The 22845-nt window shown below is 33.0% G+C and carries 20 protein-coding genes and 1 tRNA gene; 14 read left to right on the top strand and 7 right to left on the bottom strand.

Translation table 11 applies throughout. From position 1 onward, the window contains the following. Nucleotides 1-96 precede the first annotated feature (96 nt). Nucleotides 97-774, top strand: a complete 678-nt coding sequence (locus tag FGF67_RS00730; RefSeq protein WP_139694541.1) for a LysE family translocator — start codon at nt 97-99, stop codon at nt 772-774. Nucleotides 775-812: 38 nt separating this feature from the next. Here FGF67_RS00730 and FGF67_RS00725 read toward each other — a convergent pair. The 3 genes from FGF67_RS00725 to FGF67_RS00715 form a co-directional block, all read right to left on the bottom strand. Next, a tRNA-Cys gene (locus tag FGF67_RS00725) sits at nt 813-884 on the bottom strand. 48 nt (nt 885-932) lie between these two features. Continuing rightward, nucleotides 933-1295 (bottom strand): dihydroneopterin aldolase, encoded by a 363-nt coding sequence (folB, locus tag FGF67_RS00720; protein ID WP_139694540.1) that lies wholly within the window; start codon nt 1293-1295, stop codon nt 933-935. Further along, on the bottom strand, nt 1295-1504 hold the full coding sequence (locus tag FGF67_RS00715; protein WP_139694539.1) for a zinc ribbon domain-containing protein: 210 nt from the start codon (nt 1502-1504) through the stop codon (nt 1295-1297). Before FGF67_RS00715 ends, folB begins: the two co-directional genes overlap by 1 nt. 141 nt (nt 1505-1645) lie before the next feature. On the opposite strand from FGF67_RS00715, the gene FGF67_RS00710 reads away from it, so the two are divergent. The 6 genes from FGF67_RS00710 (at nt 1646) to FGF67_RS00685 (ending at nt 8372) form a co-directional block, all read left to right on the top strand. Continuing rightward, nucleotides 1646-3643 carry a glutamine--tRNA ligase/YqeY domain fusion protein gene (locus FGF67_RS00710; RefSeq protein ID WP_139694538.1) on the top strand — a complete coding sequence of 666 codons (1998 nt, stop codon included), beginning with the start codon at nt 1646-1648 and terminating at the stop codon, nt 3641-3643. Nucleotides 3644-3710: 67 nt separating this feature from the next. Then, nucleotides 3711-4196, top strand: a complete 486-nt coding sequence (locus FGF67_RS00705; protein ID WP_139694537.1) for a DUF1761 domain-containing protein — start codon at nt 3711-3713, stop codon at nt 4194-4196. A gap of 64 nt (nt 4197-4260) precedes the next feature. Further along, on the top strand, nt 4261-5415 hold the full coding sequence (locus FGF67_RS00700) for a GNAT family N-acetyltransferase (RefSeq protein ID WP_139694536.1): 1155 nt from the start codon (nt 4261-4263) through the stop codon (nt 5413-5415). A 108-nt stretch (nt 5416-5523) separates the two neighbouring features. After that, complete coding sequence (locus FGF67_RS00695; protein WP_158293154.1) at nt 5524-7128, top strand: sensor histidine kinase; 1605 nt, start codon at nt 5524-5526, stop codon at nt 7126-7128. Further along, nucleotides 7121-7753, top strand: coding sequence for a response regulator (locus FGF67_RS00690; RefSeq protein WP_139694534.1), 633 nt, complete (start codon nt 7121-7123; stop codon nt 7751-7753). Before FGF67_RS00695 ends, FGF67_RS00690 begins: the two co-directional genes overlap by 8 nt. A gap of 274 nt (nt 7754-8027) precedes the next feature. After that, nucleotides 8028-8372: a hypothetical protein gene (locus FGF67_RS00685; RefSeq protein ID WP_139694533.1), complete on the top strand. Its 345-nt coding sequence runs from the start codon at nt 8028-8030 to the stop codon at nt 8370-8372. Nucleotides 8373-8450: 78 nt separating this feature from the next. On the opposite strand, the gene FGF67_RS00680 is transcribed toward FGF67_RS00685, so the two are convergent. Next, on the bottom strand, nt 8451-9374 hold the full coding sequence (locus FGF67_RS00680; protein WP_139694532.1) for an SPFH domain-containing protein: 924 nt from the start codon (nt 9372-9374) through the stop codon (nt 8451-8453). 76 nt (nt 9375-9450) lie between these two features. Between FGF67_RS00680 and FGF67_RS00675 the strand changes: the two genes are divergently transcribed. Continuing rightward, a complete protein-coding gene (locus tag FGF67_RS00675) occupies nt 9451-10131 on the top strand; it encodes an outer membrane beta-barrel protein (protein ID WP_139694531.1) in 681 nt (226 codons plus the stop codon). Here FGF67_RS00675 and FGF67_RS00670 read toward each other — a convergent pair. After that, the gene (locus tag FGF67_RS00670) at nt 10123-11073 is read right to left on the bottom strand and encodes an SGNH/GDSL hydrolase family protein (protein ID WP_139694530.1); all 951 of its coding nucleotides are present in this window, start codon (nt 11071-11073) and stop codon (nt 10123-10125) included. The two genes, FGF67_RS00675 and FGF67_RS00670, sit on opposite strands and share 9 nt — an antisense overlap. Before the next feature lie 4 nt (nt 11074-11077). Beyond that, on the bottom strand, nt 11078-12595 hold the full coding sequence (gene gltX, locus FGF67_RS00665) for a glutamate--tRNA ligase (RefSeq protein WP_139694529.1): 1518 nt from the start codon (nt 12593-12595) through the stop codon (nt 11078-11080). Nucleotides 12596-12707: 112 nt separating this feature from the next. On the opposite strand from gltX, the gene FGF67_RS00660 reads away from it, so the two are divergent. The 5 genes from FGF67_RS00660 (at nt 12708) to FGF67_RS00640 (ending at nt 20170) form a co-directional block, all read left to right on the top strand. Then, nucleotides 12708-16082, top strand: coding sequence for a DUF4175 family protein (locus FGF67_RS00660; RefSeq protein ID WP_139694528.1), 3375 nt, complete (start codon nt 12708-12710; stop codon nt 16080-16082). Then, nucleotides 16075-16497 carry an rRNA maturation RNase YbeY gene (ybeY, locus tag FGF67_RS00655; RefSeq protein ID WP_139694527.1) on the top strand — a complete coding sequence of 141 codons (423 nt, stop codon included), beginning with the start codon at nt 16075-16077 and terminating at the stop codon, nt 16495-16497. Before FGF67_RS00660 ends, ybeY begins: the two co-directional genes overlap by 8 nt. Before the next feature lie 87 nt (nt 16498-16584). Then, complete coding sequence (mnmG, locus tag FGF67_RS00650) at nt 16585-18456, top strand: tRNA uridine-5-carboxymethylaminomethyl(34) synthesis enzyme MnmG (RefSeq protein WP_139694526.1); 1872 nt, start codon at nt 16585-16587, stop codon at nt 18454-18456. A gap of 113 nt (nt 18457-18569) precedes the next feature. After that, on the top strand, nt 18570-19427 hold the full coding sequence (locus FGF67_RS00645) for a class I SAM-dependent methyltransferase (RefSeq protein WP_139694525.1): 858 nt from the start codon (nt 18570-18572) through the stop codon (nt 19425-19427). A 227-nt stretch (nt 19428-19654) separates the two neighbouring features. Further along, complete coding sequence (locus FGF67_RS00640) at nt 19655-20170, top strand: OmpH family outer membrane protein (protein WP_139694524.1); 516 nt, start codon at nt 19655-19657, stop codon at nt 20168-20170. A 56-nt stretch (nt 20171-20226) separates the two neighbouring features. Here FGF67_RS00640 and FGF67_RS00635 read toward each other — a convergent pair whose 3' ends face one another. Further along, a complete protein-coding gene (locus FGF67_RS00635) occupies nt 20227-21381 on the bottom strand; it encodes a DNA polymerase III subunit (protein WP_139694523.1) in 1155 nt (384 codons plus the stop codon). A 256-nt stretch (nt 21382-21637) separates the two neighbouring features. Here FGF67_RS00635 and FGF67_RS00630 point away from each other — a divergent pair, with 256 nt between their 5' ends. Then, nucleotides 21638-22825: a phosphoglycerate kinase gene (locus FGF67_RS00630; RefSeq protein WP_139694522.1), complete on the top strand. Its 1188-nt coding sequence runs from the start codon at nt 21638-21640 to the stop codon at nt 22823-22825. Nucleotides 22826-22845: the final 20 nt, after the last annotated feature.

The following is a 22845-nucleotide window of genomic DNA, read 5'->3' as shown; positions in this document are numbered from 1 at the left end:
TTAAAGCCTTCAAATAGATTATTTTTTATTTACTATCTCAGCTTTTGCTAATAAAATTAAAATATTTCTTTACTTTGTGTAAAGCCTCTCTTTTTCATGTTTGATGATATTTTAACAGCAATTCCTTTCGGGATTATTTTAGCATTTACTATTGGTCCTGTGTTTTTTGTGCTACTAGAAACTAGTGCAACAAAAGGCTTTAGAAGCGCTTTAATTTTTGATTTAGGCGTTATTTTGGCCGATATCATATTTATTTTAATAGCATTCTACAGTACCAACAGCTTAAGAGGTAAAATAGGAAACGACCCAAGTTTTTTAATTTTTGGAGGTGTTTTACTTATTGTTTATGGTATTATTTCCTTTGTTAGAACATCAAAATCATTTAGGGCAATTGTGAAAGAATATCATAAGGTTGAAATTCAAAAAGATTATGGTAAGTTATTTATAAAAGGGTTTTTACTTAACTTTATTAATATAGGTGTTTTGCTGGGATGGTTAGGTTTTATTGTATTAGGAGATTCTTTAACCACTTCGAAAAACGGCGGTGTGATTTTTATAGTGTCTATGCTGTTATCTTATTTTGTGTCCGATTTATTTAAAATACTAATAGCTAAGCGGCTCAAAGCTAAATTAACGCCCCGATTAATATTTAAAACAAAGAAAATTATTGCGTTAGTTATACTAGGCTTTGGTATTTTGTTATTGATACAAGGATTGTTTCCTGACGCTTATGAAAAGAATAAAGAAAAAATAGAACAAAAAATATACTCATAAAAAAAGCTTTCAGTAAATTCTGAAAGCTTTTTTTTTTGAGGCGTCGAGCGGAATCGAACCGCTGTAGCAGGTTTTGCAGACCTGTGCCTAAGCCACTCGGCCACGACGCCATTGTTGCTGCAAATGTAAAAAAAAAAGTCATTTTACCTTACATAAATTTACTTTTTACGTTTTTGAGTCATTTTTATCGTTACATTCTCAACATCACCACCAATTGGCGGGTTTATTTTGCTTACAGAAACCGTTGCGCGCTTTATAAGTTTATTGTCTTCAAATATTTTATTTAAAATACGTTTAGCCACAGTTTCTAGAAGGTAAGAAGGTTTGCTCATTTCTTCTTTAATAACCCTATTTAAAAAGACATAATCAACCGTATCATCAAGTTTATCTGTGTTAGCTGAGGTTTGCAAATCAGCTTTAACTTCTAAATCAACGCGGTAATCACTACCAATTTTAGTTTCTTCCTTTAAGCACCCATGATAGGCAAATACCCGGATGTTTTCTAATTTTATTATTCCCATTAATTTGTAAAAAAATCAAATATATTACTTAGTGCACTTGTTTTTGCTTTATAAAATTCTGTATACGTACAACGTTCACATGTTACAGCTGTAAATTTTTGGTTTTGCACATCAAAAATTTTAGATAATGTACCGCCTGTAGCTCGCATTTGCCCAATTTTATATGTGTTATGATGGCATTTTGGACAGGTATAATTTAAATTTTCCATAGTATTATATCTTTAATATTTCTGTTATTCAAGATATAGGTATTAAGAAATAAAGTATTGTTACGCTTATCAGATTTAATTGAGCAAAAATAGCTTGAATTTCCGTAATTTTGAGGCTTGTTTAGTTAAAAACCTCAGAAGATGTCTGAAGAAAGAAAATCACTCAATTTTATTGAGCAAATTATAGAAGAAGATTTGGCAAATGGTATGGCAAAAAACGATTTACGTTTTCGTTTTCCGCCTGAGCCAAATGGCTATTTACATATTGGTCATACTAAAGCCATTGGTATTAGTTTTGGGTTAGGAGAGTATTATAATGCACCAGTAAACTTACGTTTTGATGATACAAACCCGGCAAAAGAGGAACAGGAATATGTAGATGCTATTAAAGAAGATGTGGCTTGGTTGGGCTATAAGTGGGACAAAGAATTATTTTCTTCAGATTATTTTCAGCAACTATATGATTGGGCGGTAAAGCTGATTAAAGAAGGAAAAGCTTATGTTGATTCTCAATCAAGCGAAGCTATGGCTGAACAAAAAGGAACACCTACACAACCTGGAGTTGATGGACCGTTTAGAAATCGTTCTATTGAGGAAAATTTAGATCTTTTTGAGCGCATGAAAAACGGTGAGTTTGATGAAGGCGAACATATTTTGCGTGCAAAAATAAATATGCAGCACCCTAATATGCTGATGCGCGATCCCATTATGTATCGTATTTTAAAGAAGCACCACCACAGAACGGAAAATGATTGGTGTATTTATCCTATGTATGACTGGACACATGGTGAGAGTGATTATATAGAACAAATATCGCATTCATTATGTTCTTTAGAGTTTAAACCGCATAGAGAACTCTATGACTGGTTTTTAGATCAGGTGGTAGATCCCGATAAACTAAGACCAAAACAACGTGAGTTTGCACGTTTAAATTTGAGTTACACCATTATGAGTAAGCGTAAATTACTCAAGTTGGTTGAAGACGGTGTTGTAAATGGATGGGATGATCCAAGAATGCCTACTATTTCAGGACTGCGTCGAAGAGGTTATACGCCTGCAGCCATTAGAAAATTTGTTGAAACTGTTGGAGTTGCTAAACGTGATAATGTTATTGATGTTTCGCTTTTAGAATTTTGCATTCGCGAAGATTTAAATAAAACGGCACGCCGTGTTATGGCAGTTTTAAACCCTGTAAAAGTAGTTATTACAAATTATCCGGAAGATAAAGAAGAGTGGTTAGACACTGAAAATAATCAAGAAGACGAAAGTGCTGGTTTTAGAAAAGTCCCCTTTACACGTGAGCTATATATTGAAAAATCTGATTTTAAAGAAGAAGCCAGTAATAAATTCTTTAGATTAAAACTTGGTGGCGAGGTTAGACTTAAAAGTGCATATATCATAAAAGCTGAAAGCGTTGTAAAAAATGCTCAAGGTGAGGTGACTGAAATACATTGTACGTATTCTGAAGATACTTCTAAAAAAGTTAAAGGAACCTTACATTGGGTATCTATAGCACATGCTATTAAAGCTGTAGTTAGAGAATATGATAGATTGTTTATGGATGAAGCTCCAGATAGTCATCAGGATAAAGATTTTATGGAATTTATCAATCCTAATTCTTTGAAAACAATTGAAGCGTTTGTTGAACCAAGTTTAAAAAAAGCTAAAATAGGGGAGCGTTTTCAATTTCAGCGTTTAGGTTATTTTAATGTAGATAATGATTCTACGGCTAATAATTTGGTGTTTAATAAAACGGTTGGTTTAAGAGATTCATGGGCAAAGCAAAAACCAAAACCAACTCAAAATACTAATCCGCAACAACAAAGACCTCAAAAAAAGGCTATTGATGTTATTCAGCAATTGGGTAAAAAATACACCAACTTACCTGAAGCGAAACAGTTAAAAGTAAAATCAGAAATACTAGAATTAGCTAACAATGTTACTTATGAGGAATTAGCTCCTTTGTTTAATACGGCCGTTAAAAAGGTAGGAACGCGTATTGCGGTAGCTTTAGTGTTGGGTGTTTTATTAAAGCATGGTCATGAAAAAAATGAAGAGGTTCAAGCTTTTATTACCACGGCTTTGGAAGATAAAAATGCTTTATTAGTAGCTGAGGCACAGGCTATTTCTAAGGGTTGATTTTATAAAATAATATTTATGTATTGGTTTTTTAACTATATTTAGATACAAACTAAACGTTATTATTATGGAATTATTCAATCCCGTTGCCATGTTATTGGCAGCAGTTTCGGCCATGGTTGTCGGGTTTATTTGGTACAATCCCAAAGTATTTGGAACAGCTTGGATGACGGCTGCAGAAATGACAGAAGAAAAAATGAAAGGCGCAAACATGGCTAAAATTTTCGGATTAGCATTTGTTTTTGCCTTTTTGCTATCTACCGCTTTACCAGGCATTGTTATTCATCAAATGGGTGTGTTTAGTCTAGTAGGCGGAGACCCTGCATCGGCTTTACCTTCTTATGAAATTTTTATTACCGATTATGGTGATGCTTTTAGAACCTTTAAACATGGTGCTTTTCATGGGGTGCTTACAGGTGTTTTTATTGCGCTTCCTATTTTAGGTACCAATGCGTTATTTGAACGTAAAAGTGCAAAATACATTTTTATTAATGCTGGATATTGGATTGTAACCCTTGCAGTAATGGGAGCCATTATTTGTGGAATGAAGTAATTTTTGTAAACTTTTAACATAATTAAAGACTGAGAATTGTAATTTTCAGTCTTTTTTAGTTCTATTGAAAACCTTTCAAATTTATCGTTCAACCAGAGATCTCCCAAAAACATGGGATACCCTTGTAAAGCACGATGTGTTTTTACAATCTTATTATTTAGAGGCGCTTGTACAAGGTGGTCCAAGTAATATAAAAATATATTTTGTAGGCATTTTTTCTGATGATGAATTGGTTGGAGTTGCTATTATTCAAATTGTTAATTTGTATTTAAAAGATATGTTCAGAAAAGCTGAAGTATCCTGTGCTAAAGAGTTTTTTAGAAGTATCATTTCAAAAATATTAAAAGGTAATGTGTTAGTGGTTGGTAACTTAACCCACACTGGGCAGCACAGTATGTTTTTCAATAAAAAAAAGATAACATTAACGGAATATGCCGAAACTATTTATAAAGCTGTAACCGCGCTTAAAAATGATTTTTATAGGGAACACAGAAAACCAATTCATGCTATATTGCTAAAGGATTTTTTTGTAAACGAGATGAAATTGAAAAAGACACCTGTTTTTGATAGTTTTAATTTTCACGAGGTTAGCGTACAACCCAATATGATTTTAGAAACTAGAAAGCAATGGTCTAATATGCAAGATTATGTTTCAGATTTATCTAAAAAATACCGCGATCGTTATAAACGTGCTAGAAAGAAGTTAGGGGATATTTACTGTAAAGAATTAGATTTACATGCCGTGCAATTAAACGCTGTAGTGTTGCATACATTATACCTTAACGTTTCTAGCAATGCCAAGTTTAATAGTTTTATTTTACCCCAAGATCATTTTTTTGTTTTGAAACAAAAATTAAATGATAATTTTAAGGTATTTGGCTATTACTTGAACCATAAGTTGGTTGGCTTTTTTACACTTATTTTAAATAGTAGACAACTTGAAACCTATTTTTTAGGGTATGATACAAAACATCAATACGGCAATCAGTTATATTTAAACATGTTGTATGATATGCTAGATTTTGGTATCACACAAAGATTTACTTCTGTGATTTATGCCAGAACAGCTATGGCTATTAAAAGTTCGGTAGGCGCCAAACCAAGGCCTATGGTTATGTATATGAAGCATACTAATGGTACGTTAAATAGAATTTTAAAACCTGTTTTTAAGTTGATGAACCCAAAACAAGATTGGGAAGAACGACATCCATTTAAATAAATGAGAAACTAAAACTTAACTTTATAATATAAGTTCTAAGGAATAGAAATGAGTTTAAGAACGTTGATTTTAATTATTATGAATAGCTTGATATTATTAGTTATAATAATGTTGTCTATTACCTTTTACAATCAATTTTCAAATACGATAGATGATAGAATTCTCCGTCAGTTAAACTCTATAAAAACATTAAAAAAAGTTCAAATTGAAAGCCTATTGCAAAATGAATGGGATGCCTTTGTTAGTAATCATACATCAAGTGATTCATTAGACAGCTTAAATATCCATGTACCAAATGAGGTTATAAAAAGTTCAGGAATTTATGACTTCACAAACTATCATCAAGATGGAAATACCTCTATAGTTTTAGTGATAAAAGAAGGGTATGAAATAAAGACTAAGTGTATAAATCAGGATAAAATCACTGCAATATTACTGGAGCGTACAGGAATGGGGAATAGCGGTGAATCTTATTTGGTTGGTCAAGATTTCAAAATGAGATCGCCCTCACGGTTTTTACCTAAAAAAACGCCATCAAATATAGTAGTTAATACCAAAGGTGTGATAGATGCGTTTTCAAGTAAAAAAGAAAGTGGTAAAGGTGTGTTTAAAGATTATAGGGGGGTTGAGGTATATAGCGCTTATGGGTTTATAAATGTATCTAATCTCAATTTGGTTATTCTTTCAGAGATGGATTTAAGTGAGGCCACAGCACCTTTGCAAAAATTAAAAATCAGGCTTTTAGGTTTAATTTTCATCATCATGTTAGTAGCCATTGTTTTATCATTATTTCTAACAAAGATTATTACAACTCCAGTAATTAATATGCAGCGAAGCCTTAAAATTATGGCTGCTGGTGATTATAATGAAATAAATGAATTTAAAAAGGTTTCCAATGAAATAAGGGAAATGTTTGATGCTTTAGCACAATTAAAAAAATCACTTCAAGGTGCCGTAAATTTTTCTAATGAAATAGGTGATATGAATTTAAACGCGCAATATGAACCCAAAAGTGAGCATGATTTATTAGGTATGAGTTTAATCAAAATGCGTGATAAATTAATTGAATTTAGAAGTAACGAAACCAAAAACAGCATGGAAACCAAACGCCTATTAGTAGATGGTTTAGAGAAAGAAAGGCAACGATTAGCTCGTGAGCTTCATGATGGTATTGGGCCCATATTAACCTCGTTAAAGTTTTATATTGAAAATAAGATAGAAAGTAAAACCCAAAGGTTAGAAATGAAGAAAATAGTAGATGCTACTATTTCAGAAATTCGTTTAATGTCAAACGCTTTAATGCCTTCAAATCTTGATGATTTTGGAGTAGGAGCAGCTATGACAAATTTTGTTGATAACATTAAAAAATACTCCGATGTTGATATTGTTTTTGAAGATTTAACCAAAACAGAGCACAGTAAAATTACCAAAAATCAAGCTATTAATATCTTCAGAATTGGGCAAGAATTAATAAACAACGCTTTAAAGCACGCCAATGCCACACACATCAGGTTATCGTTATCTGAGTTTGATCATTTTATTTCATTTTTTTATTTTGATGATGGGAAAGGTTTTAATATTCATGAGGTAAAGCTGGGTTCTGGTATTATAAACATTAAAGAACGTGTTGATATTTGTAACGGTAGTGTTCAAATTAATTCCAAACAAGGAAGCACTACTTTTGAAATTGAATTACCTATAGACGATGAATGAAATTAGACTTATTATTGCCGATGACCATGAACTTTTTAGAAATGGTTTAAAAGAGCTCTTAAAAAAATATGATGATGTACATGTTGTAACATGTGTTGCTGATGGTGTAGCGTTTTTTGAAGCTCTAGATAATGAAAAAAATATTGATATTGTATTGCTTGATATTGGGATGCCTCATATGGATGGTTTTGAAGTTTTAAATAAAATAAAGGCTTTAAACGCCTCTATAAAGCCTATAATCATCTCAATGCATGATGATGGTAATTACATTGCTAAATGTGCTAAAAGTGGCGCATATGGCTATTTATTAAAGAATACAGATCAAGAAGAACTTATAAAAGTAATTAGAATTGTAAGTCAAGGAAAGAAATATTTTAGCCCTAGTATTTCAGAGAAGATGATAAACTTCATGTCGGTTCAGAGTGTGAGTAAGGATATTTTGTCTAATAAAGAAACTGAGGTTTTAGGGTTAATATCTGAAGGATTAACCACTAAAGAAATTGCTGCTAAATTATTTGTAAGTTCAAGAACTATTGAAACACACAGAGCTAATATCTTAAAAAAGCTTGAAGTGAAAAACACGGCTGAACTAATTAAAAAGGCCACTCAAATGAATCTTATATAGTGGGAGTATTGATATAACTTTTATGTTATGTTTCCAATTTTTGAAAATCTAAATGATTTTGTGTGGGGCCAGCCGAGTCGAGACCTAAATTGAAAAGAACTAATTTCAAGACTTCGAGACCAATTGTGAATTGACATCATGAATATTACGTTCTCATGTCGAGTTTATTTAGCATAATATCCGTATTTATACGGATACTATTTACGTGGTTTCTCATAGTCCATAACCCTTAGTTTTGAATGTAAATTTGTAATGAATTTAAAACGGAGAAATTATGAAGAAGTTAGTAGTATTATTTGCACTAGTATTTGTTACAGTAACCGCATTTGCACAAGACAGAAATGGTTTAACAGGGCCAGCGTACAAAAATTACAAACCAAGTAAGCATAAAACAGAAGCTAAACCTGTTTATAATGCAAACCATAAAATAGGTTTAACAGGGCCAGCATATAAAAATTACAAACCAGGTAAAAGCAGTAATGAGGTAGAATATCAAGTTGTTTCTACAAATAATAGTAAAGCAGGTTTAACGGGACCAGCATATAAAAATCATAAACCTTGGAAAAACAATAAGGTTTCAAATGATAACACAGTTATTGCAACAGAGAATGAGCTATAAATTACAGTTTGTTGGAATAAAAAGAAAAAAGCATTTAACTAATTAAATGCTTTTTTTATGTGCTGTTTTTAAAACAAGTTATTTTTCATTTTTCTTTTTGGCTTCTTTCATAGCTTCACCTATTTGATTACTTGCTGTAAAACTTGCCACCATTTCGTTTAGCATATTGCTTCCAGCCTGCGGTGCATTTGGCAGTAATATCAGGTTGCTATTGGTTTCTTCACCCAGAGATTGTAAGGTATCGTAATGTTGGGTAACCACAATTAATGCTGATGCTTCTTGGCTATTAATACCAACCCGATTTAAAACTTCTACAGATTCTTCTAAACCTCTTGCTATTTCTCTACGTTGATCAGCTATACCTTGACCTTGTAAGCGTTTGCTTTCGGCCTCTGCTTTAGCTTTTTCAACAATTAAGATACGCTGTGCATCACCTTCATACTGAGCAGCTATTTTTTCACGTTCAGAGGCATTAATACGGTTCATAGCAGCTTTTACCTGTGCATCAGGATCAATATCGGTTACTAAGGTTTTAATAATATCATACCCATATTCTATCATAGCATCATTCAATTCAGATTTTACAGCTATGGCAATGTCGTCTTTTTTAACAAAAACATCGTCTAGTTTCATTTTTGGAACTTCGGCACGTACTACATCAAACACGTAACTTGTAATTTGGTCATGCGGATAATCTAATTTATAAAAAGCATCATAAACTTTTTCACGAATTACTTTATACTGTACAGAAACTTTAAGGCGTACAAATACATCATCCAAGGTTTTAGTTTCAACAATAACATCCAACTGTTGAATTTTTAAACTGAGTTTACCTGCAATGCGATCAACTAATGGAATTTTAATTTGAAGTCCAGATTGACGAATACTTTGAAACCGACCAAAACGTTCTATAATGGCAGCTGTTTGTTGTTTGACAATAAAAAAGGACGAGATTAAAATAAAGAGTCCAATAACAATAAATGGGATAGAAAAATAGCTCATAATATGATTTAAAAAAGGTTAAAAAATGTGAATTACTAATTTAAGTTATATTTGTCATCAAACCTTACAAGATTCAATGAAAAAACAATTTTACATATTAGTAGTAATAACGACATGTTTTGTTACACTTGGTTTTGCGCAAAGAGCAAGTTACCAAATTAAAAATGGCTTTGCATTAACAGGTGGCCTCACGCAATTTGATATTATTACAGATAATTTTAAAACCAAATCTGCCAATGGATTTTTAGGAGGCCTGGCTGCCGAGGTTGATATTCCGAACAAGTGGTACAACATTAGTTTTGGTATGCAACTTTCTGAAAATCATTTAGAAGTTTCGGCCAGACCAGCCTTAATCAGTAATGAAGAATCTAATATAGAATACAAATTATTTGCAGCGCAGGTGGCGATGTTGATGCATATAAAAATAGTTCCATACCATTTTACTATTGATGTGGGTCCTATGTTGCAGTACAATGGAAAATTGGAATTGAAGGATGAAAACCAAAGTGGTTACTATATTAATAATTATACCAATCTTATGGCAGAGGATATTTCTAATATTTCACAGTTTCATTTCAATGGGGCAGTAGGGGCTTCTGCTGGAATAAAGAATTTCAAACTGAAAGCGCAATATATTTACGGTTTTACTAACATGCTAAAAAAGTTAGACAAAAAAGGACTAGATACATTAGGAGGAAAAGCGAATTTTGAAGGTCACCAAAGTATGTTGGTGTTAGGTGCTATGGTATCATTTTAAAAGCTCCTGTATTTTTAAATCCAACTGATTTACTAAAGCATTTGTGGTGCTTATATCATTTGATTTTACAGTTCGTCCTCGGGTATAGCCAATGTAATTTAACCAACCTTCTGATTGAATTTGTCGGCGTTTTGAAATAGTTTTAAATAAAGTATCATTTTGAAGTAGCTTGAGTTCTGTTTGAGCCGTATTTAGTTTTATTTCAGGGTATAAATCTAACAGTATTTTTTTAGCCATATAAAAATGACCTATTTGGTTAGGATGCACACCATCTGGGATAAAAGTACCATCAGGGTTCTGTTTTTTTAGGGCTATTAATTTTTTGTTTAAATAAGCATGTAGGTTAATGGTTTTCATATTATTAATTGACATTAACCAATTAGTATAGTGCTGTAAAACGGCATTATACTTATAGTAAGGATGCTTATATGATTGTGATTCAGAATCATTAAAAGAAATGCGGGTTCTTATAGGTTTTGGGTCAAAAACCGTTGGTGTTAAAAGTATAAGTTCTGCACCCGATTGTTCTACCTCATGCTTTAGTTTTTTAATACCATTTTTATAGTGATTAAATCGGGTTGAATCTAGCTTTGAATAAATGCCATCATTCATACCATAGCACGCCATAACCAAGTCGGGTTGACTTAATTTTAATGCGTCATCTAAACGATTGTGAACCCATGGTCTAGGAAACGGATGATTGGGTTCAGAATCTCCTGAAACGGTTTCACTTGATAAGCCAACGCTAATAATATTTAGTTTTTTATCTGGGAAGTTTTTTCTCAAGTAATAGTCTAAAAAGTCAACATATAACCCATGTTGCGTAATACTATTTCCTAAAATTAATACGGTTTTATTATGTAATGGATAGTCTGCTTCATGTTTCTGTTCACATGAAAAAAACAGAATAACACAAACAATATATACATAAAATAATTTCATTAAACTATATGCTAATAGTGTTAATAGCGTTTTTAATACGTTTGATGCTTTCTTGTTTTCCAATCATAAATATGATATCAAAAACATCAGGCCCTTGTAGTGCTCCTACTAAAGCTAACCTAAGAGGCATCATAACTTTTCCGAAGCCGATATTATTTGAAGTTATCCAACCTTTAATAGTATTTTGAAGTGTCTCAACCGTAAAATCTTCAATAGGATCCATTTGTGTAATAACCTCATTTAAAATATCCGAAGTACCTTCTTTAAAGGCCTTTTTAACCGCTTTATCGTCATAGGTTTCTGGTGCGATAAAAAAGAAATGACTCAAATCCCAAAAATCAGAAACAAAAGTAGCTCGCTCTTTTATCAGCTCAATGACGATAGCTATGAAGTTAATATCAATTTCGGCAAGTTCAGAGCGCTCTTGTTGAAAGGCTATAGCCAGCGCCTCATTACTTTGCTGTTGCATGTAATGGTGGTTAAACCATTTTATTTTATCAGGATCAAAACGTGCTCCAGATTTATTAACACGGTTCAAATCGAAAGCTTGAATAAGCTCTTCCATGCTAAAAATTTCTTGTTCGGTGCCCGGATTCCATCCTAAAAACGCTAAAAAATTAACCATAGCTTCAGGGAAATAACCATCCTCTTTATAGCCTCTTGAAGTTTCTTGTGTTTTAGGGTCTGTCCATTCTAAAGGAAAAACAGGAAACCCTAGTTTATCACCATCACGTTTGCTTAATTTTCCTTTACCAGTGGGTTTCAAAATAAGAGGTAAATGGGCAAACTCTGGTGTCTCCCAATCAAGTGCTTGATAGAGTTGATAATGTAAGGCAAGCGAAGGCAACCATTCTTCACCACGAATAACATGGGTAATTTGCATTAAATGATCATCAACAATATTTGCTAAATGATAAGTAGGCATACCATCGCTTTTAAACAACACCTTGTCATCAAGAACACTGGAATCTATTTTAATGTCACCACGAATAATATCTGTAAGATGCAGGGTTTGGTCTTGGGGTGATTTAAACCGAATAACATAGTCTTGACCCGCTTCTAATTTGGCTTGTACGTCTTCTGCACTTAATGACAACGAATTATTAAGTTTTAATCTGTTATGCCAATTATAAATAAATGTTTTTCCTTTGGCTTCATGGTCCTTTCTATGGTAATCTAGTTCTTCAGCTGTATCAAAGGCATAGTACGCGTTTCCAGATGTAATCAATTGATCTGCATATTGTTTGTAAATATGTTTACGTTCACTTTGTCTGTAGGGTCCAAAGTTTCCTTCTTTACCAACACCCTCGTCAAAAGGCATACCACACCAATTCAACGCATTAATAATGTATTGTTCTGCACCTTCAACATACCTGTTTTGATCGGTATCTTCTATTCTTAAAATAAAATCACCCCCGTGCTTTTTAGCAAATAAATAATTGAAAAGAGCGGTTCTTACTCCGCCAATATGTAAAGGTCCAGTTGGGCTTGGTGCAAAGCGCACACGAACGTTTTTAGCCATGTTTTGTAAATTTGTGGCAAAGATACAATTAACAGCTAATTATGAACCTTGTAAGAAATAAAATTGTAGTTTAGTTAGTTTTATATACTATAGAAAGTGCATTACTTTAATTATGAGTCATTTTGAAATCATTCAGCAAAAATTAGAAGCATTTATTAGGAGATATTATACTAATGAATTGTTAAGAGGGGGCATTTTGTTTTTTGCGATGGGCTTATTATATCTTTTGGTCACTTTGTTTATTGAGTATGTTTTCTGGATGGGTACTTTGGCTAGAACGTTGCTGTTTTGGATTTTTATTGTAGTGGAACTCGCTTTATTAACAAAGTTTATTTTTATTCCATTAGCCAAGCTTTTACGGTTAAAACAAGGGATAGATTATATTGAAGCATCCAAACTTATTGGGAAACATTTTCCCGAGGTTAATGATAAGCTTTTAAACGTTCTGCAATTAAGTGCTGAACAGGAACATTCTGAATTGTTACTGGCAAGCATTGAACAAAAATCTTCTGCATTAACACCTATTCCTTTTAAGCTGGCTGTTAATTTTAAATCCAACTTGTCTTATTTAAAGTATGCGGCTATTCCTGTGGTAATCATTTTGGCTTCCTTAGTGTTTGGAAATTTGAGTTGGTTTAAAGATAGTTATGAGCGGGTTACGCATTACAAAACGGCTTATGAACCACCAGCACCATTCCAATTTTTTATTGATAATAATGATTTAAAAGCCATTGAAAATCAAGATTTCAGACTTTTAGTAAGAACCATTGGTGAGGTGTCACCAGAAAATGCTAAAATTAGTTATAATGATGAAACCTACTATTTGCAACAGTTAGGTGTTGGAGTTTTTGAGTATGTGTTCGCTAAACCAAAAGCAAACATCCGTTTTCAACTTGTAGGTAATACAATTGTCTCTAAGCCTTATATTTTAGAGGTGGTAGCAACCCCTTCTATTATTGATTTTGAAATGCAGATTGACTACCCAAGTTACACCTTAAAACCCGATGAGGTTGTTACCAGCACAGGGAATGCTACGGTACCAGAAGGTAGTCAGATAAAATGGATTTTAAAAACCAAAGCTACGGAAGAGGTTGTCATGCTTACACAGGATACTATCTCTTTTAAAAAAGAAAAGGAAGATCTGTTTACAACGTCAAAAAAGGTGTTAAAAGATTTTGCATATAGCTTAAGTACGAGTAATGAAAATTTAAAGGATTTTGAAAAATTAGATTTTACTATCAATAGTATTAAGGATGAACATCCTGAAATTTCTTTAAGGATGACAATTGATAGTACCAACCATCAAAGCTTATATTTTTATGGTCAGGTAAGTGATGATTATGGTTTAAGCAAATTGCAACTAGTGTATTATCCTCAAGGAACTGAAGCTGAAAAGGAAAAGGATATCATACCACTAACCAAAGCAAATATTCAAGATTTTATTAGTGTATTCCCTAATAATTTAAACATTGAACCAGGTATTCCTTATGAATTATATTTTCAAGTGTTTGATAATGATCAGGTTAATGGTCATAAAAGTGTAAAGAGTAACATTTATACATACAGAAAACTCACCAAGGAAGAAGAGGAGCGTAAGAATTTAAAGGAGCAGGAGAAGTCCATTGAGCAATTAAGTAAATCTTTAAACAAGTTTGATGAGCAGGAAGAAAAGCGAATAGAAGTAACCCAAACTCAGAAAGAAAAATCCAACTTAAATTTTAACGATAAAGGTAAACTCAAGTCATTTTTAAAGCGACAAAAAGAGCAGGATGAAATGATGAAGGAGTTCAATAAAAATTTTCAAAAGCGTCTTGAGGAGTTTGAAAAAGAACATATAAAAAATGATCAATTTACAGAGGATTTGAAAAAGCGCCTTGAAGAGAATGAAAAAAAATTAGAACAAGATGAAAAGTTGCTAAAGGAAATTGAAAAGATTCAGGAAAAAATAGGAAAGGAGGAATTAATCAATAAATTGGATGAGCTTGGTAAACAAAATAAAAATAAAAAGCGAAGCCTTGAGCAATTGTTAGAGTTGACTAAGCGGTTTTATGTAGAGCAGAAGCTAGAGAAATTAAAACGTGATTTAGATAATTTATCTGAAGCTCAAGAGAGCTTATCTTCAAAAGACCAAAAGGAAAACACAAAGGAAACCCAGGATAATTTAAATAAAAATTATAATCACATTTTAGAAGAATTAAATCAATTAGAAAAAAGTAGTAAACAGCTTAAAAAACCGATAGACATTCCAAGAGATCAGCTAGACGAAAATGAAGTTAAAAAGGATCAAGAGTCAGCTTCAGATTTTTTAGAAGAATTAGAGGAGCAAGATACGCAAGAGCTGAAAAATGAACGTTTCAAAAAGGCTCAGAAGCAACAAAGAAATGCCGCCATAAAAATGAAGGAATTAAGCAAAAAGATGCAGAAAAGTATGCAAGCGTCTGGTGGCGAGCAAATACAAGAAGATATGGAAATGTTGCGACAGGTTTTAGATAATGTGGTGTTATTCTCTTTTAATCAGGAAGCTTTGATGAATAAGTTTAAACAAGTAGATCCTGAACATAATGAACTTGGAAAATATTTAAAGAAACAAAACAGTTTGAGAGAGCATTTTGAATATATTGATGATAGTTTATTTGCCTTGTCTTTGCGCCAACCTAAATTATCAGAGGAGGTTAATAAGGAAATTACAGAGGTATATTATAATATTGATAAAGTGTTACAAGTTATGGCAGATGGCCAAATGTATCAAGGTATATCAAGTCAGCAATTCACAGTAACTGCAGCTAACAATCTAGCCGATATATTAAGTGACATTCTTGATAATATGCAAGAAAGTTTAAGTATGTCGGAAGGACAAGGTGGACAAGGAGATATGCAATTGCCTGATATCATTATGAGCCAGGAAGAGTTAAATAAAATGATGGAAGAAGGTATGAAGCAAGGTCAAAGTAAAGGTGATCAAACACCTGATAAAGGAAAACAAGGTAATAATACAGAAAATAACGAAGAGGGTGAGAGTAAAGGAGAGAAAAAAAATGGATCAAATAAAGTAGATGAAGAAGGTTATGAAGAAGGACAAGAGGCGTTGATTTATGAAATATACAAACAACAGCAAGAGTTAAAGGAAGCTTTAAGAAAAAGAATGGTTAAAGAGGGTTTTAAAGGCAATAGTGAGGCGTTGATTAGACGAATGGAACATATTGAAATGGATCTTCTTAATAATGGAATTACCAATGAAACCCTAAATAAAATGTTAGATTTAAAACACCAATTATTGAAGTTAGAACGTGCGGTGTTGGAGCAAGGGGAGGATGATTCTAGAGAGTCAAACACAAATAAGAAGGTGTTTCAAAGTCAAGACAATGATGATATTGAAAGAGCGAAACAATATTTTGAGTCCACTGAAATATTAAATAGACAAAGTTTACCTTTGCATTCAAATTACAAAGAAAAAGTTAAAGCGTATTTTAAGAACGGTAATGATTGAATTTAATTACGAAACGGATTTTAAACTTAATGATGAAGCGCGTGTTGGATTTTGGATTACGGATGTTATTTCTAAGGAAGGATTCAAGCTTGAAGAGGTGAATTATGTGTTTTGTGATGACGCATATTTACACCGGTTGAACGTTGAGTTTTTAAACCACGATACACTTACAGATATCATTAGTTTTGATTATTGTGTAGGCCACATGATTCAAGGTGATATTTTTATTTCTGTAGAACGTGTTAAAGATAATGCTAAGGATTATGAAACTGATTTTAACGAAGAGCTACGCCGTGTTGTAGTTCATGGTATTTTACATTACTGTGGATATAAAGACAAATCAAAGGAAGACGCCCAGTTAATGCGTGAAAAGGAGAACCTCTATTTAGAGTTATATAATTCTTATGTTAATTAAGTGTATATTTGCACGCTAAAATAATGAGTGTTCCACGTGGAACAGTTTGCTGGTTTTAGGAAAATAATAATCTGAATAATTTCTATTATGTTTAATGATGTTTATGATGTTGTAGTTGTAGGGGGTGGTCATGCAGGGTCTGAGGCTGCGGCTGCTGCCGCAAACATGGGTAGTAAAACACTGTTAATTACCATGAATTTGCAGAACATAGCGCAAATGTCCTGTAATCCTGCCATGGGAGGAATAGCTAAGGGTCAAATTGTTAGAGAAATTGATGCTCTGGGTGGTTACAGCGGTATTGTGTCTGATACTTCAGCTATTCAATTTAAAATGCTTAATAAATCTAAAGGACCTGCTATGTGGAGTCCTAGAGTACAAAGTGATAGAATGCGTTTTGCTGAAGACTGGAGAATGATGCTTGAACAAACTCAGAACCTCGATTTTTACCAAGAAATGGTCTCTGGATTGTTAATAGAACAAGGTGCAGTAGCAGGAGTGAAGACCTCATTAGGGGTGGAGATTAAAGCTAAATCGGTGGTCTTAACTAATGGTACTTTTTTAAATGGATTAATTCATATCGGTGATAAAAACTTTGGTGGCGGAAGAGCTGGTGAAAAATCGGCAACAGGCATTACAGAGCAGTTGGTTGATTTAGGTTTTGATGCCGGTAGAATGAAAACAGGAACACCGCCTCGGGTAGATGGAAGATCATTAGATTATAGTAAAATGATTGAACAGCCTGGTGACGAACAGCCTGAGAAATTCTCTTATTTAGATGTAACCAAACCACTAGAAAAACAACGGTCATGTTATATGACATATACCAGTCTTGAGGTGCATGATTTATTGCGCGAGGGCTTTGATAGGTCGCCTATGTTTAATGGTAGAATTAAAAGTTTAGGGCCTCGTTATTGTCCGTCTATTGAGGATAAAATTAATCGTTTTGCTGATAAAGACAGACATCAGTTATTTATTGAACCAGAGGGTTGGCACACGTGTGAGGTTTATGTGAATGGGTTTTCTACCTCGCTTCCAGAAGATGTACAATTTAAAGCATTGCGATCTGTAGAAGGTTTTGAACAAGTAAAGTTTTTTAGACCAGGTTATGCTATTGAATATGATTATTTTCCACCTACACAATTGAAACATACGTTAGAAACGAAAATAGTGAGTGGCTTGTTTTTTGCCGGCCAAATTAACGGTACTACAGGTTATGAAGAAGCTGCTTCACAAGGATTGATGGCCGGAGTAAATGCAAGTTTGAAAGTGCAAGAAAGAGATCCTTTTATTCTTAGAAGAGACGAAGCATATATAGGAGTGTTGATAGATGATTTAATCACAAAAGGCACTGAGGAGCCTTATAGAATGTTTACATCACGGGCTGAATATAGAACCTTGTTGCGTCAGGATAATGCTGACTTAAGGTTAACACCAAAAGGGTATGATCTTGGTTTGGCTTCAGAAAAACGCTTAAAACGTATGGAAGCAAAGCACGAAGCCGCATCAAAATTTGTTAAGTTTTTTGAAGAAACAAGCGTGAAACCGGAAGAAATAAATCCTGTTTTAGAAGATAAAGGATCGGCTCAAGTTAAACAATCTGGTAAGTTGTTTAAGATCTTCGCAAGGCCTAATATTGATATGAGTGATATCAGAAAAATAGATTCTGTAGAAGCTTACATTCAAGAGCATAATCTAGATAATGAAATTATAGAACAAGCAGAAATTCAGGTTAAATATTCGGGATATATTGCTAAAGAAAAAAATAATGCGGATAAATTGAGTAGGTTGGAGTATGTGAAAATACCAGATAATTTTGATTATTCTCAAATAAAATCTATGAGTTTTGAGGCTCGTGAGAAGCTAAAAAAAATACAGCCTACAACGGTGTCTCAAGCATCCAGAATTAGTGGTGTGTCTCCAAACGATATTTCTGTGCTACTAGTTTACATGGGTAGATAATGAGAAGATATTAAAATGTTCCACGTGAAACATTTTAATGTTCTCGTGTTTTTCATCATAAAAAAGGTACAATTAGCATTCATATTTTTAATGTTTTTATTTTTTATTTATCCATGACTGGTTTAAAATCAAAACAAATTTTTTTAAAAGTAAAAGATCATTCTGTTTCTGGAGAGCTTTTTAGTTTGATTGAGCATCCAGAATTTGGATTTTTAGAAACAAGCCCTCAACCGAGTTCTGATAAATTATCAGCATATTATAAAAGTGAAGATTATATTTCTCATACAGATGCTAAAAGAAATTTGTTTGAAAAAGTTTATCATGTGGTTAGAAGTATTTCTTTAAAACGTAAACTTAGCTTAATTCGCTCATTTGCTTCTGATGAAAAATATTTGTTGGATGTGGGTTGCGGAACGGGTGATTTTTTACAGGTAGCACAAAATAATGGATGGCAGGTGGCAGGTATTGAGCCAAATCAACAGGCTAGGGGTATTGCTAATTCAAAAACAAACCATGCGGTTTTTGATATTGATCAGCTTTCAAAATTTGAAGAAAATAGTTTTGATGTCATTTCTCTTTGGCATGTTCTTGAGCATTTACCAGATTTGAATCATCAGATAAAACGCTTTAAAGAACTTTTAAAACCAGATGGTCGATTGATAATTGCTGTTCCTAATTATAAAAGTTATGATGCTCAATTTTATAATGCGTTTTGGGCAGCATATGATGTGCCTCGTCATCTTTGGCATTTTAATAAAACCTCAATGTTTAAATTAATGGGGTCTTTTGGTTTAAAGGTTACAAAAGTTAAACCCATGTGGTTTGACGCATTTTATGTTTGTATGTTATCTGAAAAATATAAATCTGGTAAATTAAGTTTTATTAAAGGTTTTTTTATTGGGTTAGTGTCAAACTTGAAAGCCATAGTGTCAAAAGAAGTTTCTTCAGTCATTTATATCATTAAAAATTAAAAAATCGCATTTGAGTCGTTGTTTTGCGTTTTTATAGCCTGTAAAAGGGAAACACTAAGCGTTTTTTTAAAACTAGCTTAAAAGGCTTTATTTGGTTTTATTTTTAATAATTTTGATTTATTGATATTTTTTATTTAATAGATTTTTTTTATACGTTAAATTCCAAACAAATTCAAACAAACTTTACGTGTGCTTTGCTAAATTTGTCGCGATCAAATAACAATTAAATGAAACATATATTTTACGTAGTAGTAGTATCTCTAGTTTTCGTGTCTTGTCAGCAGAACAAAATTGGGTTTATTGATAACGGGACTGTTATAAATGGATTTCAAAAAAAGAAAGATGTAGAGGCTAAATTTCAAAGTAAAGAAGAAGCCTTTAGAAAAAAAGCTGATAGCATTAGTAAGGCTTTTGAGTTAGAGGTAAAAGAAACGCAAACAACAGCAAGGAAATCTTCTCAAGTTAAGGCTCAAGAATTAATGAGTGGGTTGCAACAAAAACAACAAATGTTACAACAGCAAATGCAGTTTGAACAGCAACAGTTAACACAAGCCTTTCAGGCGGAAATAGATTCGGTTATTGTTGATGTGAAAGCATTTGTTAAAGAATACGGAAAGAAAAACGGCTATAATTTCGTGTTTGGAACCAGTGAGAATGCGGCATCCGTATTATATGGCGAAGAGCAAGCCGATTTGACTGAAATTATATTGAATGCATTAAACGAGGACTATAATAAAGAATAATCTTACGTATTTAAAAAATATAAGCCTTTATAAGAACGCTCTTGTAAAGGCTTTTTTTATTCTGCTTTTTTATGTAATAAGCGGGTCAATTTTATTGATAAATCGGTCAAGATTATTTTTGAATTACCGTTTCGCTCTATGTGGTAAATGGCCTCTTGTAATTCGTTACTTATATCCATAATGTTATTACCATGAACAAAAGGCGCAAAGTTTTCTAGCTTAAATTTTTCCGTCTTTGGTTCAAAAAAGACCAAATCTGTTGCTCTATAGTTCAGTAAAAGTGCTTGGCGAAAAAAATCCAAACAAAAATTCAAGAATTGTTTCTGGGTTTCACGTCCTGTTTTAGCAATATCTTCACTCCATGAAATTAAATCATGTATGGCGGCTTTATTTCCTTTTGCTTTAAAAGCACTTCGTATCCAGAAAATAAACCAGGTTTCAAATTGTGTGTCTTCAGAATCATGATACACTAAATCACAGGCCTTATTATAATTACCATTGGCTTGATGCGCTATTTTAGTGGCAACATTTAGCTCTAAACTATAGTGCTTTATCAAAGCGTCTTTGATTACATCCTCAGATAACGGAGGAAAATGCAGTATTTGGCAGCGTGATTTTATGGTGTTTATTATTTGTTCCTCATCTTCTGCTATTAAAATAAAAATAGTGTTATTTGGAGGCTCTTCAATGAGCTTTAACAGCTTATTGGCACAAGCAGAATTCATTTTTTCGGCCATCCATATAAGCATGACTTTATAACCGCCTTCATATGATTTTAAAGTTAAAGACTTCACAATTTCTTGTGCTTCGTCAACACTAATTAAGCCTTGTTTATTATCAACACCTAGTAGTTTATACCAATCAAACAAATTACCATAAGGTTGCTCATGCAACAGCTGACGCCACTCTTCAAGATAAAAACTGGAGACTGGATGGCTTTTTACTTTATCACTTGTAGTTACAGGAAAAGCAAAATGCAAATCAGGGTGAGAAAAGTTTTTAAACTTTAAATTACAAGCTGTATTACCCCTGTTATTCTCCCCATTTATGTTTGAACACAATATATACTGGGCGTATGCTAACGCCATAGGTAACGTGCCGGAGCCTTCTCTACCAACAAATAATTGGGCGTGTGGTATTCTACCATTATCAGCACTTTGCGTTAAATGATTTTTTATATGTTCCTGTCCTAAAACATCTGTAAATAGCATGAGGCAAAAGTAAATGAATTTTTTAATTTAAAAATGAGCCTATATAATTAAAACAATTTTGAAAACGAGTTGTTCTTGGTGTTCTAATTAAATACGTAATAGATAGAAACATATTTAGTGTGGTGTTATAATCATTTAATTAAATTTTTAAAAATCTTTTCGCACTTCAAACGTTTTCGTGAAAAATGTCATTTTTTAGCACTCTTTAATTAGTTACCTTTGTGAGAAACAATAAATAAGACAAAATTTATATAGAATGAAAACCCTTAATGATTTTAATTTCGAGAATAAAAAAGCATTAATTCGAGTTGACTTTAATGTACCCTTAAATGAAAAATTTGAAGTTACAGATACCACGAGAATTGTATCAGCAAAACCAACTATTATTAAAATATTAGAAGATGGCGGAAGCTGTATTTTAATGTCGCATTTAGGACGACCAAAAGGGTTTCAAGACGAATTTTCATTAAAACACATTGTATCTACAGTATCTGATATTTTAGGTGTTGATGTGAAGTTTGTTCCAGATTGTATTGGCGCTGATGCTGAGGAAGCAGCAGCAAACTTAAAACCAGGAGAAGTATTGCTTTTAGAAAATTTAAGGTATTACAAAGAGGAGACGGCTGGTGATGTTGCATTTGCTGAAAAATTATCAAAACTTGGTGATATTTATGTAAATGATGCCTTTGGAACAGCACATAGAGCGCATGCTTCAACAACTATTGTAGCTCAATTTTTTGAAGATAAAAAATGCTTCGGAACATTATTAGCTCAAGAAATAGAAAGCATTAAGAAAGTCATGGAAACAGGTGAAAAACCGGTACTTGCCATTTTAGGTGGGGCTAAAGTATCTTCTAAAATAACCATTATTGAAAATATTTTAGATAAAGTAGATCACCTGATTATTGGTGGCGGAATGGCTTTTACCTTTGTAAAGGCGCAAGGCGGAAACATAGGAAATTCTATTTGTGAAGATGATAAAATGGATTTGGCTTTAGATATCTTAGAGCAAGCTAAAGCGAAGAATGTACAAGTACATATTCCAGTTGATACCGTTGCTGCAGATGATTTTAGTAACGATGCCAATACCCAAATTGTAGACATTAATGCGATTCCTGATGGATGGGAAGGTGTTGATGCTGGACCAAAGTCAAGAGCACAATTTCATGACGTAGTAATGGCATGTAAAACAATTTTATGGAACGGGCCGTTAGGTGTTTTTGAAATGGAAAAGTTTGCTACTGGAACTATTGAGTTAGGAAATTCAATTGCTGAGGCCACTGAAAAAGGGGCATTCTCACTTGTTGGTGGGGGCGATTCTGTTGCTGCTGTAAAACAGTTTGGATTTCAAGATAAAGTAAGTTATGTAAGTACTGGAGGAGGTGCTATGCTTGAAAGCCTTGAAGGAAAAACACTTCCTGGTATTGCAGCTATTTTAGAATAATACAGCTTAAGCTTTCAAAT

Source organism: Allotamlana fucoidanivorans (genome assembly GCF_006265225.1).
Lineage (GTDB): Bacteria > Bacteroidota > Bacteroidia > Flavobacteriales > Flavobacteriaceae > Allotamlana > Allotamlana fucoidanivorans.
Note: the sequence above shows the minus strand (reverse complement) of the source record. Positions and strands in the feature narration are given on the sequence as shown.

Coding starts and splice junctions, on each gene's coding strand:
- FGF67_RS00710 (WP_139694538.1), top strand. CDS start 1,646: ATGTCTGAAGAAAGAAAATCACTCAATTTTATTGAGCAAATTATAGAA.
- gltX (WP_139694529.1), bottom strand. CDS start 12,595: ATGGCTAAAAACGTTCGTGTGCGCTTTGCACCAAGCCCAACTGGACCT.
- FGF67_RS00630 (WP_139694522.1), top strand. CDS start 21,638: ATGAAAACCCTTAATGATTTTAATTTCGAGAATAAAAAAGCATTAATT.
- FGF67_RS00635 (WP_139694523.1), bottom strand. CDS start 21,381: ATGCTATTTACAGATGTTTTAGGACAGGAACATATAAAAAATCATTTA.
- FGF67_RS00645 (WP_139694525.1), top strand. CDS start 18,570: ATGACTGGTTTAAAATCAAAACAAATTTTTTTAAAAGTAAAAGATCAT.
- FGF67_RS00695 (WP_158293154.1), top strand. CDS start 5,524: ATGTTGTCTATTACCTTTTACAATCAATTTTCAAATACGATAGATGAT.
- FGF67_RS00730 (WP_139694541.1), top strand. CDS start 97: ATGTTTGATGATATTTTAACAGCAATTCCTTTCGGGATTATTTTAGCA.
- folB (WP_139694540.1), bottom strand. CDS start 1,295: ATGGGAATAATAAAATTAGAAAACATCCGGGTATTTGCCTATCATGGG.
- FGF67_RS00685 (WP_139694533.1), top strand. CDS start 8,028: ATGAAGAAGTTAGTAGTATTATTTGCACTAGTATTTGTTACAGTAACC.
- ybeY (WP_139694527.1), top strand. CDS start 16,075: ATGATTGAATTTAATTACGAAACGGATTTTAAACTTAATGATGAAGCG.
- FGF67_RS00640 (WP_139694524.1), top strand. CDS start 19,655: ATGAAACATATATTTTACGTAGTAGTAGTATCTCTAGTTTTCGTGTCT.
- mnmG (WP_139694526.1), top strand. CDS start 16,585: ATGTTTAATGATGTTTATGATGTTGTAGTTGTAGGGGGTGGTCATGCA.
- FGF67_RS00705 (WP_139694537.1), top strand. CDS start 3,711: ATGGAATTATTCAATCCCGTTGCCATGTTATTGGCAGCAGTTTCGGCC.
- FGF67_RS00715 (WP_139694539.1), bottom strand. CDS start 1,504: ATGGAAAATTTAAATTATACCTGTCCAAAATGCCATCATAACACATAT.
- FGF67_RS00680 (WP_139694532.1), bottom strand. CDS start 9,374: ATGAGCTATTTTTCTATCCCATTTATTGTTATTGGACTCTTTATTTTA.
- FGF67_RS00690 (WP_139694534.1), top strand. CDS start 7,121: ATGAATGAAATTAGACTTATTATTGCCGATGACCATGAACTTTTTAGA.
- FGF67_RS00675 (WP_139694531.1), top strand. CDS start 9,451: ATGAAAAAACAATTTTACATATTAGTAGTAATAACGACATGTTTTGTT.
- FGF67_RS00670 (WP_139694530.1), bottom strand. CDS start 11,073: ATGAAATTATTTTATGTATATATTGTTTGTGTTATTCTGTTTTTTTCA.
- FGF67_RS00660 (WP_139694528.1), top strand. CDS start 12,708: ATGAGTCATTTTGAAATCATTCAGCAAAAATTAGAAGCATTTATTAGG.